General features: G+C 66.5%; 14 protein-coding genes. 1 reads left to right on the forward strand and 13 read right to left on the reverse strand.

What is annotated here, in order from left to right:
• Positions 1-24: 24 nt before the first annotated feature.
• From FJY73_07365 to FJY73_07420, 12 genes are all read right to left on the reverse strand, one after another.
• Positions 25-2,343, reverse strand: a complete 2,319-nt coding sequence (locus tag FJY73_07365; GenBank protein MBM3320478.1) for a transketolase — start codon at positions 2,341-2,343, stop codon at positions 25-27.
• A gap of 244 nt (positions 2,344-2,587) precedes the next feature.
• Complete coding sequence (locus tag FJY73_07370) at positions 2,588-2,911, reverse strand: isoamylase early set domain-containing protein (protein MBM3320479.1); 324 nt, start codon at positions 2,909-2,911, stop codon at positions 2,588-2,590.
• Positions 2,912-3,040: 129 nt separating this feature from the next.
• The gene (locus FJY73_07375) at positions 3,041-3,397 is read right to left on the reverse strand and encodes a response regulator (protein ID MBM3320480.1); all 357 of its coding nucleotides are present in this window, start codon (positions 3,395-3,397) and stop codon (positions 3,041-3,043) included.
• A gap of 54 nt (positions 3,398-3,451) precedes the next feature.
• Positions 3,452-4,870 (reverse strand): 2-oxoacid:acceptor oxidoreductase family protein, encoded by a 1,419-nt coding sequence (locus FJY73_07380; GenBank protein MBM3320481.1) that lies wholly within the window; start codon positions 4,868-4,870, stop codon positions 3,452-3,454.
• Positions 4,870-5,922 carry a 3-methyl-2-oxobutanoate dehydrogenase subunit VorB gene (locus tag FJY73_07385; GenBank protein ID MBM3320482.1) on the reverse strand — a complete coding sequence of 351 codons (1,053 nt, stop codon included), beginning with the start codon at positions 5,920-5,922 and terminating at the stop codon, positions 4,870-4,872. The genes FJY73_07380 and FJY73_07385 overlap by 1 nt, the downstream gene beginning before the upstream one ends.
• Positions 5,922-6,179, reverse strand: a complete 258-nt coding sequence (locus FJY73_07390; GenBank protein MBM3320483.1) for a 4Fe-4S ferredoxin — start codon at positions 6,177-6,179, stop codon at positions 5,922-5,924. The genes FJY73_07385 and FJY73_07390 overlap by 1 nt, the downstream gene beginning before the upstream one ends.
• A 256-nt stretch (positions 6,180-6,435) precedes the next feature.
• Entirely contained in the window at positions 6,436-7,818 is a 1,383-nt protein-coding gene (locus tag FJY73_07395) for a sigma-54-dependent Fis family transcriptional regulator (protein MBM3320484.1), read from the reverse strand.
• Entirely contained in the window at positions 7,815-8,333 is a 519-nt protein-coding gene (locus FJY73_07400) for a hypothetical protein (GenBank protein MBM3320485.1), read from the reverse strand. The genes FJY73_07395 and FJY73_07400 overlap by 4 nt, the downstream gene beginning before the upstream one ends.
• A 14-nt stretch (positions 8,334-8,347) precedes the next feature.
• On the reverse strand, positions 8,348-9,850 hold the full coding sequence (locus FJY73_07405; protein ID MBM3320486.1) for an acetyl-CoA carboxylase biotin carboxylase subunit: 1,503 nt from the start codon (positions 9,848-9,850) through the stop codon (positions 8,348-8,350).
• A 17-nt stretch (positions 9,851-9,867) separates the two neighbouring features.
• The gene (locus FJY73_07410) at positions 9,868-11,433 is read right to left on the reverse strand and encodes an acyl-CoA carboxylase subunit beta (protein ID MBM3320487.1); all 1,566 of its coding nucleotides are present in this window, start codon (positions 11,431-11,433) and stop codon (positions 9,868-9,870) included.
• A gap of 74 nt (positions 11,434-11,507) precedes the next feature.
• Positions 11,508-12,713, reverse strand: a complete 1,206-nt coding sequence (locus FJY73_07415) for a radical SAM protein (GenBank protein MBM3320488.1) — start codon at positions 12,711-12,713, stop codon at positions 11,508-11,510.
• Entirely contained in the window at positions 12,710-14,335 is a 1,626-nt protein-coding gene (locus FJY73_07420; GenBank protein MBM3320489.1) for a PAS domain S-box protein, read from the reverse strand. The genes FJY73_07415 and FJY73_07420 overlap by 4 nt, the downstream gene beginning before the upstream one ends.
• Before the next feature lie 93 nt (positions 14,336-14,428).
• Here FJY73_07420 and cdd point away from each other — a divergent pair, with 93 nt between their 5' ends.
• Positions 14,429-14,833, forward strand: a complete 405-nt coding sequence (gene cdd / locus FJY73_07425) for a cytidine deaminase (protein ID MBM3320490.1) — start codon at positions 14,429-14,431, stop codon at positions 14,831-14,833.
• A gap of 152 nt (positions 14,834-14,985) precedes the next feature.
• Here cdd and FJY73_07430 read toward each other — a convergent pair.
• A partial coding sequence (locus FJY73_07430) for a T9SS type A sorting domain-containing protein (GenBank protein MBM3320491.1) occupies positions 14,986-16,617 on the reverse strand: 1,632 nt, incomplete at its 5' end.

Below are 16,617 nucleotides of genomic sequence, written 5' to 3' on the forward strand. Positions count from 1 at the left end.
GAGGTAGGTATTCTCCCCCTCCCGCTATTCCCCCCTCGCCCCGTCGATCCATGCAGCCAGGCGGCGGAGGCGCTTCTCCCGATCGCGCGCGAAGCGCTCGATCCCCGCGAGGATCCATTCGGGCGAGATGCGCGCCTCCTCGCACACCTCCTCGACCGTCCCTCCGGTCCGCCAGCGGTCGTCCCAATCCGACGAGATCGCGTACTCCTCGGCGACCTTGTGGCTGAGCCACGCGTGGGAGAGGGCGCGCGCGCGGTTCGTGACAACCGTCGAGTCGATCCAATCCGCGCCGGAGAGAATCGACTCTCGGTACTCCTCGTCCTGGCGGTCGAAGAGCTCGCGCGAGATCGTCGCGACGATCTTCACGTTGATCTTCTCCCGGTCGAGGTCGGGAAGGATCTTGAGGAGGTTCGCGGTCGTCGTCGTCCCCTGCACGAGAATCGTGCCCATCTTCCCCTGGCCGGGTCTGTAGGCGCGGATCAGGTAGGCGCCTCGCGCCGCCGCGAAATGCGAATCGACGCCGAGCGCCGCGCGGTCGGGGATCTCGACCGGCGGCCGCGTGAGATGGAGCGCGACGATCGGCCAGGGCCCCCGGAACGCCTCCGCGAGAAGGACCGGGACCTCGTTGTGCTCCCATGGGTGCAGGTTCACGATGCATCCGCGCGGGAAAAGATCGGTCACGCCCGGCGCGAAGACGCCGAAGTGAGTGCGCGAATCGTCCGCCGTCTCCGGCCCCGAGTGTCCGGCGACCCAAAGGATCTTCCCCACGCGAAGCTCGCAGTCCTGCGCGAGCTGGCTGAAGAGGCGCATCGGCCCATACTTGAGGTACGAAAAAGATCCGTACGTCGAGCACGCTCCATAGAACCCGTTGAAGCGCTTCTCCGGATCGAGAGAGAAGTTCACCGTCGCGAGACCGGCCATGATTCCCGCGTTCGCGAACTCGGTGATCTCCTGCGGGAGGAGCGCGCCTTCCGGATTCGCTTCGCGATGGAACCATCCCCACCCTTCCGTCCCGCCGAACCCAGAGGCGAACCCGGCGATGTTGGTCGAGTCGGCGAGATCGGCGCTGCACGCGAGGAAGAGCGGGCGGCCGTGCTTCGCGCGCGAGGCCGCGTTCACGTACGCGCCCCACGTCGCGAGTGCGGCGCGGTTCGGCTTCTTCTCCCCCGGCTTCGCCCACATCTCCGCGGGATAGGCGCGCGCGTTGAAGAGGGCCGCGTCCTCGCATGGGTTCTTCTCCTCGTCCATGCGGGATCCGGAGATCTCCTCCGGCACGGAATCGCCGATCGCGACGAGACGGTTCGCCAGCCAGTCGAGAAGCGCGCGGTCCTTTCGGATCACGTCGAGGACGCGCTCGTAGTTCGCCGCGACCTGCGCGCGCTGTTCGCCCGGGTCCTTCGGGAGCGGCTTCCCGAACCCCTCGAACGCGACGCCGTACTTCTCCGCGAACGCCTTCTTCGTCTCCCAATAAAGATCCGAGTTCGCGCCGTGAGGCGAGCCGTGCGACTTGTTGTCGTACTTGAGATAGTCCCTTCCCTTGCGCGTCTTGACCCAAACCACCCCCGGCCGGCTCTCGGCGTTCGCGCCGTGCGCGATCTCGAGAAGCGCGCGCGTCACGGGACCCCATTCGCACCCCCGCTCGGTTCCGGCGACGCGCCAGCCGTACGGCTCGAACCACTCGCGAGGCCCGCCGTGAACGACCGACGAGATGCGATGATCGTCGATGCCGAAGTCGTTCCAATCGACGACGTAGACGAGATTGCCGAGACCGAGCCCCCACGCGGAGTTCTTCGTCTCGTGCGAGGCGCCCGCGGTAAGACCGCCGTCCCCCTCGAACGCGAAGACGCGCACTCCCTCCGCGCCTGCGCGCTTCAGCGCGAACGCTTCTCCCGCCGCCGCGGGAGATCCGTGCCCCGAGGGGCCGGTGTTGAACTTGAGGAAGAGGGTGCGTCCCTCCATCTCGGCGTGTCCCGCGAGGCCCCCCCGCCGGCGAAAACCAAGGAGGTGCTCCGCGTAGAGCGCGCGCGTCTCCTCCTTCCGGATTCGGAAACGCGCCTCCCCCGTCTCGCGATGCTTCGCGCGCATCGCCTCGTTCAGCACAGCGAGCGCCGCGTACACGAGAGGGACCGTGTGCCCGGCGACGAGAACGAACCGGTCGCCGAATCGCGCGTCCGGTCTTCGGATGTCCCACCGCATGACGCCGCCAAGAAGGGTCGCGACGAGGGCGTGCACCTTGGAGCGCGAACCGCCCGGGTGTCCGCTCTGGCGCCAGTTCAACATCATGTCGATGAACTGATCGATGCAGTCCTTGAGGATCTCCCACTTCGGGAAGTCCGGCTCCACCTGACGGTACAGTTCGTCCACGCGGTTCATAGATAACCCCTTCGATCGGATTCTTGCCCAGGAAGAACCAACAGATGCGGCAGGACTTGGGAATCGTAGCGGAAAGGGCGCGCGATCGCAAGCTGCGGGCGCGCCTGACAAGAAGCCTATTCTCGCTCGCGCCGCCGTGCGCTCACCGGCCTTGGCCGAGGGCGCACGCGCACGCACGCTCTTGCGAACGACTCGCTTCGGGATCTCGCCGCCGTCACGCCGCCGCGTGGTGGTCGGCTGGCCTCGGTCCCCCGCCGGTCTCCGGACCGATCTGGACCGCGGAGTCGCAGCTTCCCCAGGCGTTCAGCTCGTAGTCGTCCGCCTCCGGATCGTTGTACCAGCCGTCCCGGCAGAGGAACTTGTACGCGTACTTCCCAGGAGCAAGCGGCAAGGCGAGATGCCACGATCCGTCGTTTCGGCGGATCATCGGGTGCGAGCGTTCGTTCCAGTTGTTGAAATCTCCCACGAGATACACGGGGCCCCGAGCAGGTTCGGAGAACCGAAACAGCACACGGCCCGTCGGGTCGATCCGCACCATCTCTCCTCCCTTTCGGATCGATCTCTCATCTCGGAATATAGCACGCGTTCTCTCTGTCGCCACCCGGTCGAGAATCGGCCGGCGTCGCTCAGATGCGAGCCGCGAGTCTCGGGGCCGCGATCGCTGGAATCAGAGAAGAAGGCGCTCGACGGTCGCGAGAAGCCCATCCTTGCGCGGCACCGCGTCCGGAAGGATCGTGTCGCCCGCGCACGGAGGACGTCCGCCGTGGGGACATTCGCGGCACGAGAGGCAGAGGATCTTGCCTCCCGCAAGGCGAAGGCGGGAGAGAAGGCGCTCGCAACCCGCAGGGTTTCCCCAGAGGTCGGCGATGATGAGGTCGGGGCGCTCACCGCGCCGGACGCGCGCGATTCCCTCGCGGATCGGGACCGCGATGCACGCATGCGGGCTGCGGCGGAAGAGAGCCAGAAACGTCTGGCGGAGACCCTGGTCGTCCTCGACGACGAGGATCTTCTTCCTGAGCCCCACGGAACGCACTCCCTGGCCCGGAACCTATCCCCGGGCCGGCCGGGGAGTGGAGTTCTACTTCTTCGGCGACGCGGCCTTCATGCCGGCGTCGAGCGCCTTTTCGTTCAGATCGAGAAGCTGGGTCCTCCGAATATGCAAACGGAGGGCATTCAGCGCCTGTTCACGATCGAAGATTCCCGTGATCCCGAGATAGGCGCCGAGCATCACGACGTTCGCGACGCGCGTGTTCCCGATCGAGTCGGCGATCTGGGTTGCGGGGATCGCGTAGCTGCGGAGCCTCTCCGGCACCGGCACCCCCTCGATCAGCGAGGAGTCGTAGAGGAGCATCCCGTTGTCGATGACGTCGTTGACGAACCTCTCGTACGAGGGGCGGTTCATCGCGACGAGCACGTTCGGGAGCGAAACCGTCGGGCTCCCGATCCGTTCCGACGAGATCACCACGTGGCAGTTGGCCGTTCCCCCGCGCATCTCCGGCCCGTACGAGGGGAGCCATGTGACTCGGTGGCCCGCCTGCATCCCCGCTTCGGCGAGCACCTCGCCGAGGAAGAGGATTCCCTGTCCGCCGAAGCCGGCCACCTTCATGCGCACCGTCTCGCGGAGGGGCGCGGAGGGCTTCGGGATCGTCGCCGCTTCGCCGGTCTGGATTCCGAGGGCCTCGGCGACCGTCTCGAGCTTCGGCTCCTCCACGGGAGGGAGCTCTTCCTTGCTCCGATCGCGATAGACACCGAGAGGGAACACCGGAAGCATGTTCTTTGTGATCCACTCCCTCGAATCGGGCGGCGAGAGCTTCCATCCGGTCGGACAGGGAGAGAGGATCTCAACCAGCGAGAAACCGCGCCCTTCCACCTGCATCTGGATCGCCTTCTTGATCGCCTTGCGGGCCTTCGCGGTCGTCTTCGGGTCGATGAGCGCGACCCGCTCGAGATAGACGGGCGCCTCGAGCGAGGCAAGAAGCTCGCACACGCGGATCGGGAACCCCTCGTTCGCGCGGGTCCGACCGCGCGGCGTGGTCGAGGTCCTCTGGCCGAGCAGCGTGGTCGGCGCCATCTGGCCTCCGGTCATCCCGTAGATCGCGTTGTTGATGAAGAAGACGGTCATGTTCTCCCCGCGGTTCGCCGCCTGGAGAATATTGTTCCCGCCGATCGCGGCGAGGTCCCCGTCTCCCTGGTAGCTCATCACGATCGTGTGCGGCTGCGCGCGCTTCACACCGGTCGCAGCCGCGGGCGCGCGCCCGTGGGCGACCTGAATGTGCCCCATGTTGAAGTAGTAGTACGCGAACACGCTGCATCCGACCGGGCTCATCAACACCGCGCGGTCCGCAACCCCGAGCTCGTCCACCGCCTCGCCGATCATCTTGTGAACGTTCCCATGCCCGCACCCCGGGCAGTAGTGGGTCGATTCTTTGTCCGGGCCCGGCTTGTACTTGTACTGGTCGAGAATGCTCTTCGCCTTCTCCTTCACCACCATGTCCATTACGCCACCCCCTCCCGAACCTCGAGGATGCTCACGATTTCCTCCGCGCTCGGGACCATTCCGCCGGTTCTCCGGAAGAGGCGGACCGGCTTTCTTCCCTCGACGGCGAGCCGAACATCCTCGATTAGCTGGCCCGTGGAGAGCTCCGCGACGATGAATTCCTCGACGCTCTCCGCGCGCTTGCGGATGATGTCGGTCGGGAACGGCCAGAGGGTGATCGGCCGGATCATGCCGACGCGGACCCCCTTCTTTCTTGCCGCATCCACCGCCGAGAGGACGATCCGCGAGACGACGCCGTAGCCGATCAGGATCACGTCGGCGTCCTCGGTCCGATACTCCTCGTAGCGCACCTCGTTCGCTTGAACCGTCTGGTACTTCTTGAAGAGATGCTCGACGTGGACCTCGAGCTCCTCGGCCGAGAGGTGGATCGAGCTGACGAGGTTCCCCTGCGTTCGGCTCGTCCCGTCCACCGCCCAGGGCTTCTCCGGCTTCCAGATCTCCCGGATCGAGAGGTCGACCGGCTCCATCATCTGCCCGATGTAGCCGTCCGCGAGGATGACCGCCGGGTTCCGGTACTTGTCGGCCAACTCAAAGGCGAGGATCGTGAGATCGCACATCTCCTGCGCGCAATTCGGCGAGAGGACGATGTTCCGGTAGTTCCCGTGCCCTCCCCCCTTCACGACCTGGAAGTAGTCCCCTTGCTCGGGCGCGATGTTCCCGAGCCCCGGGCCCCCGCGCACGATGTCGACCACGACGATCGGAAGCTCCGCGCCGGCGGAGTAGGAGATTCCTTCCTGCTTCAAGCTGATTCCGGGCCCGGAGGAGGCGGTCATCGCGCGCACTCCGGTCGCCGCGGCGCCGTAGACCATGTTGATCGCGGCGACCTCGCTTTCCGCCTGGAGGAAAGTGCGCCCGAGCGGAGGGAAGTACAGGGCCGCGGTCTCCGCGATCTCGCTTGCCGGTGTGATCGGGTAGCCGAAGTACGCGCGGCAGTCGGCGAGGATCGCGCCCATGATCACCGCCTTGTTCCCTTTCATGAGTTTCCGCGCCATCAGCTTTCTCCTTTGGCGGGGCCGCCGCGCTTGTAGACGCGAATCGCCCGCGGCTCGGGGCATGAATAGAAGCAGATTCCGCACCCCGTGCACCGGATGTTGAGCGCCTTCGCGGGGTGATAGCCCATCCGATTCAGGTGGGGAGCGATCTCGATGTCGTGCTGCGGGCAGTCGTCGATGCAGAGGAAGCACCCCTTGCAGTGATCCTCCGAGATCTCGATCCACCCTTTCGTGCTCTTGACCGCTTCGGTTGTCATCGTCCCATCACTTCCTCCGCCGCCCGGGACGGCGGATGCCTGGTTGATCCGTTCGACTTTCCGTCATGCTCTCCCTCTTCGCGCGCGTGCAAGGCACGTGCCACCGCCGCCCGGTCCTCCTTGATTCTAACACATTGAGGCCGAAATGCTTGCCCTTCCCTTCCGACCGGCGCGGCTCCCGCCGTTGACAGCTTGGCTTCAGCTGGAACCTCGGTCCGGGACAAAATGGCAATCCCAGCGCCCGGCTCCGCTCGCTCTACTCCTCGGGCCGTGGGGCGGGGGACGGCGGGTTCTCCAGCTTCCGGTAGATCGTGCGCGACGCGATCCCGAGAAGGCGCGCGGCGAGCTCCTTGTTCCCCTGCGTGCGCCGCAGGGTCTCCTGAATGATCTTGTGTTCCGCCTCCTGCATCGTCATCCCGAACGGGATGCGGATCATATGCTCGCTCCCCTGTCTCTCCACGAGCGCGGGAGGAAGATCGTCCGGCTGGATCAAGCGGCCCTTCCCGAGAACCACCGCCCGCTCGATCACGTTCTCGAGCTCGCGGACGTTCCCCGGCCATGCGTATTTCATGAAGCGCTCGAGAGCCTCTTGGCTCAGCCCCTCGAGCGACTTACCGTTGCGCAGGTTGTACACCTGAATGAAATGCTCCGCGAGGAGAGGGATGTCCTCCGGGCGGTCGCGGAGCGGGGGGATGTGGATCGTCACGACGTTCAATCGGTAGTAGAGATCCTTGCGGAAGCGCCTCTCGCGGATCGCCTCCTCCAGGTTGGCGTTGGTCGCCGCGATCAGCCGTACGTCGCCGCGGATCGTCTCGGTTCCCCCGACCCGCTCGAACTCCCCCTCTTGCAGGACGCGAAGGAGCTTCACCTGCGTCGCCGGAGAGGTCTCGCTGATCTCGTCGAGGAAGAGCGTGCCGCCGTCGGCGAGCTCGAAGCGCCCCTTCCTCTGCGCGATCGCCCCGGTGAACGCGCCTTTCTCGTGCCCGAAGAGCTCGGCCTCGAGGAGCGTCTCGGGAATCGCCGCGCAGTTCACCTTGATGAACGGGAAGTCCTTCCGGTGGCTCGCGAAGTGGACGATGTTCGCGATCACCTCCTTCCCGGTTCCGCTCTCCCCCTCGATGAGGACCGAGGCGCTGCTCGGCGCGACCTGCTCCGCGACCTCGATCACCTTCTTCATCGCCAACGAGACGCCGATCGGGCGGGGGATCTTCTCCATGCTCTGGAGCCGCTCGCGAAGCTCCCGGTTCTCGCTCGCGAGCGCTTGCCGTTCGAGCGCCTTCTCGATCGATTTGAGGATGAGGGGTTTCTTGACCGGTTTCTGAATGAAATCGTACGCGCCGTCCTTCATCGCGCGCACGGCGTCGTCGATCGTCCCGTAGCCGGTGATCATGAGGACTTCGGTTTCGGGCGACGCGATCTTCAGCATCTTGAGGAGCTCGAGGCCGTCGATGTCGGGGAGGCGAAGATCGCAGAGCGCGACGCGGAAACGGCGCTTGCGGATCTCGGCCATCGCCTCTTTGCCGTCGGAGGCGGTGTGCACGTCGAGCCCCTCGCGCGTGAGGAGCCTTCGGAACGACTGGCGGATTTCCGCCTCATCGTCGATGACGAGAACCGAGGCTTTCTGGATCTCGCCGCTCATTCCGTCCCCTCGATCGTCGCGATCGGAGACCGCGCGTCGACCCGGTCGCCCGGCCGGACGTGCACCTCGACGATCCGACCCGCCCGCTCCGCCGGGAGCTCGTTCTGCATCTTCATCGCCTCCACGACGGCGATCGGATCGCCGGGCGCGACGGCCGCGCCAAGCTTCGCGCTCACCTTGATCACGAGCCCGGGCATCGGCGAGCGGACGACGAACCGCCCCCCGGTCCCCTCCTCCTCGCGCCGCGTTCCCGCGATCTCCTCGAGCTCGGTCCGAACGTCGACGTCGAGGTATTGGCCTTGGACGCGCACGACCCATCGGCCGGGGACGTCCCCCCGCTCGGTCTCCACCGTGTGCTGGCGGCCGCCGACGAGAAGCGAGAGGTAGAGGCGGTCGGCGAGAAACGCGGCGTCGACCTCCCGCGCCACGCCGTCGAGAAGGACGCGGAGTCCGGTCTCCGTCTCCTCGATGTCGATCGCCTTCTTCTCTCCGCCGAATTCGGCGTAGTAGCGCATCGGCGTTCCCTCGATCACGAGTCCCCGCGGAGCCCCTCGCGACGTGCGACCCACTTCCACGGCCCGCGCGCCGGGCCCTCCTCCACGACGATCCGATCCCGGTCGAGATGCGCGCGGATCGCCGCGGCGATGCGCGCCACGTCGCGCGCCCATTCTTTCGGTTGCAACATCTCGGGATGAAACGTTTCATCGATGAAGTGCGTGTCGTAGTCGCCCGAGCGGAATCGCTCGTGCTTCAGCGCCCAGAGATGGAACGGGATGTTGTGCCGGATCCCCTTGATCGCGTACTCGCCGAGCGCGCGGCGAGCCCTCGCGATGCAGTGGGGCCGGTCCTCGGCCCAGACGACGAGCTTCGCGAGGAGCGGGTCGTAGAGGATCGGCACCTCGTACCCCGCGTAGATCCCGCTGTCGTTTCGGATGCCGGGGCCGGAGGGGTTGTTCAGCCGGCGGATCTTCCCCGCGGAGGGGAGAAAGCCGTGCGCCGGATCCTCGGCGTAGATCCGGAACTCGATCGCGTGCCCGCGAAAGACGATGCTCTCCTGCGCGCGAGCAAGCGTCTCGCCGGCGGCGATGCGCACCTGCTCCCGGACGAGATCGATTCCGGTGACCGCCTCGGTGATCGGGTGCTCGACTTGGAGGCGCGTGTTCATCTCGAGAAAATAGAACGCGCGGTCCTTCCCCATGACGAACTCGACCGTCCCGGCGCTGAGATAGCCGACCGCGCGCGCCGCCTCGACCGCTTTGCGGCCGAGCGCCTGGCGGAGCTTCTCGTCGACGACGGGGCTCGGCGACTCCTCGATCACCTTCTGGAAGCGGCGTTGCACCGAGCACTCCCTCTCGCCGAGATGAAGAACGTTCCCGTGCCGGTCGGCGAGGATCTGCACCTCGATGTGGCGGGGGCTCTCGATGTACTTCTCGAGAAAGATCGTGCCGTCCCCGAACGCCTTTTCCGCCTCGGAGCGGGTTCTCTCGAGGGCGCTCTCGATCGCGGCCTCCTCCCTCACGATCCGCATCCCCTTCCCCCCTCCCCCCGCCGCCGCCTTGAGGAGGACGGGGAACCCGATCGCGCGTCCCTGTTCGCGCGCATCCTTCGCGTCGCGAAGCGGCGTTCCCGCCCCCGGGATGACCGGCACGCCGCGCTCGACCATCCGCCGGCGCGCCGCGACCTTGTTCCCCATGATCCGCATCGCCTCCGGACCCGGCCCGATGAACGCGATCTTCTCCGCCTCGCACGCGGCGGCGAACTCCGGGTTCTCCGAGAGGAAGCCGTAGCCCGGATGGATCGCCTCGGCGCCCGACTTCTTGGCGGCGCCGACGACCCGCTCGATGTGCAAGTAGCTCTCGGCGGAGGGACCGGGCCCGACGCGGTACGCCTCGTCGGCGTGCGCCACGTGGAGCGCCTCGCGGTCCGCGTCGGAGAAGATCGCCGCGGAGCGGATGCCGAGCTCGCGAAGGGATCGGAGGATTCGGACGGCGATCTCGCCTCGGTTCGCGACCATCACCTTCCGAAAGAGCATGTCGCCCCCCCACCAGGCTAGAGAGGAATGTTGCCGTGCTTCTTCTTCGGGAGGGCCTGGCGTTTGTTCTGCAGGCTCTCCAACGCGCGGATCACGCGCGGGCGGGTCTCGTTCGGCTCGATCACGTCGTCGAGGTAGCCGAGCCCGGCCGCGATGTACGGGTTCATGAACTTCTCGTTGTACTCGTCGATGAATCGGCGGCGGAGAGCTTCGCGTTCCTCGGGAGAGGCCTTCTCGATTTCCTTGCGATAGAGAATGTTCACCGCCCCCTCCGCCCCCATCACGGCGAGCTCCGCGGTGGGCCACGCGACGTTGTAGTCGCCGCGAATGTGCTTCGAGGACATGACGTCGTAGGCGCCCCCGTACGCCTTCCGGGTCACCACGGTGATCTTCGGAACGGTCGCTTCGCAGTACGCGTAGAGGAGCTTCGCCCCGTGCTTGATGATCCCTCCGTATTCCTGGTCGGTCCCCGGCAGAAAGCCCGGAACGTCCTCGAAGGTGAGAAGGGGGATGTTGAACGCGTCGCAGAAGCGGATGAAGCGGGCGCCCTTGATGGAGGAGTTGATGTCGAGAACGCCCGCGAGGACCTTCGGCTGGTTCGCGACGACGCCGACGGTTCGTCCGTTCAGCCGGGCGAAACCGACGACGATGTTGTTCGCGTAGTGCGCTTGAACCTCGAAGAACTCGCCGCCGTCCACGACGGGGCGGACGGCGGCGAGGATGTCGTAGGGCGCCTTCGGGTTGTCGGGGACGACGGAGTCGAGGCTCGTCTCCCTCCTTTCCGGGTCGTCTCCGGTCTCCTTGCGGGGCGGATCCTCGAGGTTGTTCTGCGGAAGGTACCCGAGCAGGCGCCGGATCCCGAGGATGCACTCCTGATCGTTCGCCGACAGGAAGTGCGCGACGCCGCTCGTCTCGTTGTGGGTGCGCGCGCCGCCGAGTTCTTCGGCGCTCACCTCCTCGTTCGTCACCGTGCGGATCACGTTCGGTCCGGTGACGAACATGTAGCTCGTCTTGTCGACCATGAAGGTGAAGTCGGTGATCGCCGGGGAGTAGACCGCGCCCCCCGCGCAGGGACCCATGATCGCCGAGATCTGCGGGACGACGCCGGAGGCGAGCGTGTTCCGAAGAAAGATCTCCGCGTAGCCGCCGAGGCTCTGCACGCCTTCCTGAATGCGCGCGCCCCCCGAGTCGTTCAGCCCGATGATCGGCGCGCCGTTCTCGAGCGCGGCGTCCATGAGGCGGCAGATCTTCTCCGCGTTCGATTCGGAAAGCGTGCCGCCGAAGACGGTGAAGTCCTGCGCGAAGACATAGACGAAGCGCCCGTCGACGCGCCCGTAGCCGGCGATCACGCCGTCGCCGACGACCCGCCTCTTCTCCATGCCGAAATCGGAAGACCGGTGGACGACGAAGACGCCGGTCTCCTGGAACGTGCCCGGGTCGATCAGGAGGCCGATCCGCTCGCGGGCGGTCAGCCGCCCGGAGGCCCGGATCTGCTCGATCCGCTCCGGTCCGCCGCCGAGCGCGGCCTCCTCTTTGCGCGCGCGGAGGTCCCGAATCCTCCGGCTCGATCCGTCCTCGCCCATGCCTCTCCTTCCGGAGTCCCGTCGTTCTCAGAGTGTAGCAAGCCAAGCGCGGGCTTGTCCACCGCGCCCCCGAATCAGTAGACGAAGTGCTCGAGCGGGTAGTAAGCGGTCTTCGCCGGAGAGCCGGCCGCGCGGATCCGCTCCGCGAGAAGATGGGCGTCGGCGGCGATCTCGGCGCGGGCGGGGGCCTCGATCCCCTCGGCGGCGGCCCACCCGGCGTACGTGCTCCCCTCGACGAGGCGGAAAGGCGAGAGGTAAAGGATATCGTTCGCGTCGAGAGGAAGCGAGGAGACGAGGCGAGCGGTCCCCTCGCGATGCGTCTCGCGGAAGCGAGCCCCGCCGACGCCGACGAGGAAGATGAGCCCGGCGGCGATTCCGGATTCCTTGAGCGCGCGGACCGCGCCCGGAAGCTCCTCGAGCGAGCCCGGTTTTCGGAGAAGCCGGAAGAGCTCCGGGTCCCCGGTCTCGACGCCGAGGTAGATCCTCCGAAAGCCGCGCGCGCGGAAGGGGTCGAGGCCGAAACTAAGCCGCCTCGCGAGCGACCGGACGCGCGCGAAGGCGTAGAGATCCCCCGGCGAGGGAAGCGCCGCCCCGCGCGCGCTCTCCTCGCGCACGATTTCGAGAACCCGATCGATCCGCGGGAGTAGCTTGGCGTCGGAGAGAACGAAGGGGTCGCCGTCGCCGAGGAAGATCGACCGGCGGAGAAGGATCGAGCGGCCGAAGAGGCGAAGCGCGCCGCGGACATGGCGTTCGAGCTCCTCCGGATCTCTCGCGCGGAAGGAGCGGTCCGGGTAGAGCCCGCAGAACGAACAACGATTCCAAGGGCACCCTTCGGTGAGCTGCACGACAAAGGCGAGCACGCGGTCGGGCGGGAGGATGGGGATGGGACGGTAGACGTCGGAGAAGCGCTTTTCCTCTTCTTCGAGGCGGGAGAGGTCCCATTCGGCGATCCGCGCGAGGCGCTCCTCGAGATCGCGCGTCTCGACCGCGCGGTTGTGCCCCCGAAGAAGCGCGGCGCGCGCCTCGTCCGCCAGCCGGCGGATGCGCCCGAGCACGGCCCGCTTCTCCTCCTCCCCGAGAAGACGGCCCGCCCGTTCCCTCTTCCCCTTGGCCATCATCGCGTGGGAGATGCCCCGCCGGTAGAAGCGCTCGTCGAGCTGCGCGCTGACCGGCCTCCCCTCGAGATCCCACTTGGCGATCTCGATCGAGATCCTCTCGATCGCGGTGAGGTTCGGTTGAAGGTAGGCTCGGAATCCGCCCCGCTCAATCCGCTCGATCACGTCGCCGATCCCGACGCAGAGGGGAAGAAGAGCGTGAAGACCGTGTCGCTCCCCGGATCGCTCCGGCACGCGATGCGCCCCCCGTGCTCGCGCATCACTTGCTGCACGAAGGCGAGGCCGAGACCCGTTCCGTAGGCTTTCGTCGTGTAGAAGGGGCCGAAGATCTTGCGGATCTCTTCCTTCGGGATGCCTACGCCCGTGTCGCGGACCTCGATGACCACCTCGCCGTCCTTCGTCCCGGCGACGACGCGGATCCTCCCGCCGGACGGCATCGCCTCCTGCGAGTTCCGGAAGAGGTTGAGGATGCTTTGCCGAACCTGGTTCCGGTCGGCGAGAAGCGGCGGCGTCCCGGAGAGGACTTCGATCGATAGGTCGATGTTTCGTTCCTGAAGCTCCGGGCGCACGAACTCGGCGATCGATTGAAGGAAGCCTTCCGCGTCGACCGGCTCGAGCGAGGGGCTCGGAAGGCGTCCGAAGCTGAGATACTCCTCGATCACGTTCGTCAGGCGGTCGATCTCGGAGAGGATCGACCCGACGAGGGACTCGGCTTCCGAGGAACCGACTGCGGGAAACCGGCGGATCTCGTCGAGAAGAAGTTCGACGTTCAAAGAGATCGACGAGAGCGGATTGCGAATCTCGTGGGCGACCTTCGCGGCCATGCTCCCCACCGCCACGAGCCGCTCGAGGCGCAGCATCTCCTGCTCGAGCCTCTTCCGATCCGTGAGATCGCGGATGAAGATGCGCGCCCCAAGGTATCTCCCCTCCTCGTTCCGGACGGCGGCGCTGTGGATCTCGACGTGCTTCTCCTCTCCGCTGCGGGAGAGGAGGTGGACCTCGACGCGGTCCTTCCCCTCTCGAACGGTCCGCTCGAGGTGCATGCGGATCCGCGGGTGGTGGCTCGCGGCGATGAGGTGATGGAACGAGAGCCGCCGGATCTCCTCCTCCTCGTATCCGAGGTTGGAGAGGGCGGCCCGGTTCGCCTCGACGATCCGTCCCTCGGGATCGACCGCGAGGACCATCTCCGGGTAGTTTTGCGCGAGGGTGGTGAGCATCGCCTCGGAGACCAGGAGAGCGTCCGGCCCGCCCGGGGTCCTCTCGTCGAGATCCCCGGGCGACTCGGGATCGCTTCCGGGGACCCGGGCGAGGGACGGCCGGCAGGCGATCTCGAGATCGAAAAGGAGCGCCTTCCCCAGCGAGGAGAGAACGAGCCGGCCTTCCGGATCATCGGGGACGAGGGTCTCCGGGAGGGCGAGGATCTCCTCCAAGAGGACGCCGGAAGCGCCCGGCGGCCAGCGGAAGGGAACGCGCGGGGGGCGGAAGGCGGAGACGATGCGCTCCCGACGCAACGCGTAGTCCCGGCCGTAGCGCCCTCCGAGAAGGAGCCGAATCAGCTTCCCGAGCGCCTCTTGCTCGCCGGGTCTCTCCGGTGGATCGGTGTCGCCTCGACCGGGATCCCTTTCCTCGCTGAGACGGTCGAGGACCCGCTTCACGATCTCGTCGAGCCGGGGAGCGATGCGCGCGCGGAGGGCGCGGAGGCGCTCGGCGTCCGCGCCTCGAAGCCCGAGGCGGGCCTTGAGCCCATCGATCGGGCTCTTCGGCTTCGGTCGCGGCGTTCGCGGCACGGAACTGAACCCCCTGGTCCGTCGGTTGCGCGCCCGTATTGTACCTGGTACAACGGCTCCGCACCTGGTACATTCGTTTCGGAGGACGCGGAGATGGCCGATTTCGAGGATCTTGCCGCCCGCGCGCGGGACGCCGCGCGCCGATCCTACTCCCCCTATTCCGGGGTGCGCGTCGGCTGCGCGCTGGAGACGGACGAGGGGGTGGTCTTCGACGGCACGAACATCGAGAACGCCTCGTTCAGCGTCACGATGTGCGCGGAGCGCGTCGCGCTCTTCAAGGCGGTGAGCGAGGGCGCCCGCGGCGTGAAGCGGGTGTTCATCTGGAGCGATACCGGCCTCCTTCTTCCCCCGTGCGGCGCGTGCCTTCAGGTCCTTTCCGAGTGGATGGCCGATGGGGCCGAGGTCACGCTTCTCCGCGAGGACGGCGAAGCGCGGACGTACGCGTTCCGCGAGCTTCTTCCGGTCGATCTGTCCGGACTTCGAAACCACCTGAAGTAACCATCGTAATCTATAGATCGGCGAGTAGTAGGATTCGTGAAGAGGTCGGGCGTTCCTTCAACATGGAACCGCCCCTCAGCCGGTCTGGCGCATGCGAAAGGGAGGGAGCCGGTGCCCCCTCCCCCTCCGAAGATCGTTTCGAGGCGCGAGCCCTACCGGATCAGCACCATCTTCTTGGTGCTCGAGAACTCGGACGCCTTCAGGCTGTAGAAGTACACGCCGCTCGCCACCGGCTCGCCGGAATTGCTCGTTCCGTCCCAGAGGACCGAGTGCGGCCCGGCCGCGGCGGTCCCGCTCTTCAGCGTGCGCACCTCGCGCCCCGCGGTGTCGTAGACCTTGAGATCCACCCTCCCCGCCTTCTCGATCGAGAACTCGATCGTGGTCGTCGGGTTGAACGGGTTCGGACGGTTCGCGAGAAGCTGGTTCGTGTGCCCTGGAACGCCTCCCTCGACATCGGTGAGCCGGGTCGAGCAGACGTCGTTGATGTCCCGCGGGTTGATCTTGCGGCGCCCGTAATCGTAGTTCAAGGGGCCTTGAACGAACTGGACCGAGTCGCCGACCTGCGGGTCGTAGAGACCGTTCATGTTCGGATGGAACGGCTTGATCCCCGGTTCGAACATGTCGTCCACGGAGATCGTGTCCGCGCCGCCCTTCCAGAGAGAGAACTCGCCCCACCCGATCGTGTCGCTCAGAACCTTGAGACCCTCGATCCGGACGAGCTTCCCTTCGTACGGTTCGGTGAGCGCCGTCGCGAGGGAGACGGTGACCGGGGCGATGACCCCGACCCCCTTCGCCGCGATGAGGACCGTGTCGATGATCGATCCCATCTGGAGGTTGCCGAAGCGGGGGCCCGCGAGACCGGAGATGAGAATCGAATCGCCCCGCGCGATTCCGTACGCTCCCATATCAGGCACGTTGCCGACGTAGCAATTGATCCCGTAGCCGAAGCCGGCGCGATCCTGGATGAACATGTGGCGGTTTAGATACGACTCGGTCGGAGCAGCCGTCGCGACCGCGCCGATGCAGATCGGACGCCCCGCGAGCGATGCGCTGTCTGCGACCGTCCGCATGAACTCGACGCTCTTCACGCCCGGGATGAACTGCTCGGTGTTCGGCGAGGTCATCGGCACCCCGTAGCTGTTCGCCACGTTCTGCACGGTGAGCGTTCGGTGCGTCAGCGTGTCGCGGAAGGAGGACATGTCGCTCGTCGTGAGGATGACGCCGAAGGAGTCGACCATCATCGCGGACGAGAGGATGTCGATGTCAAAACCTGTAATGTAGTAATTATTCGCGTTCTCTGCGGAGGCCCGATCCAGGGCGCGGTCGAACTCCACGCCGATGTGCGTGTCGTCGATCGGGTACGCGTAGCGGGTCTCCGGCGCCGGCGGAAGGCCGCAGTAGACGATGTCGTTGTTGCCGCGCGGCTGGATGCGATAGACGTTCCAAGCGAAGTCGCCGTGCCCGACGATCGTGCAGAGTGTGTCGAGCGAATCAGGGATCGCGTACGGCGCGTAGGACTTCTTGCCGATCCAGAGGGAGTCGTTCGCGGCGCAGTTCGCGTCGCTGTCGATCTCCTCGACCTGCCACCAGCGGTTCGTTCCGTCGTTCGTTCGCGTGACGCGGACCGAGTCGACCGAAACGAGCACGCCTTCCCACTTCTCCGCCTCGGTGTTGATCGAGTCGTTCAGGTCGCAGGTCGTGAGCGGGACCGGCGCAGGAACCGAGGCGGATCCCACGATCTTCGCGCAGCCGAGGTTGTTGTAGATGCGGATCTCTGTGAGCCC

It is taken from the genome of Candidatus Eisenbacteria bacterium (assembly GCA_016867715.1).
GTDB lineage: Bacteria > Orphanbacterota > Orphanbacteria > Orphanbacterales > Orphanbacteraceae > VGIW01.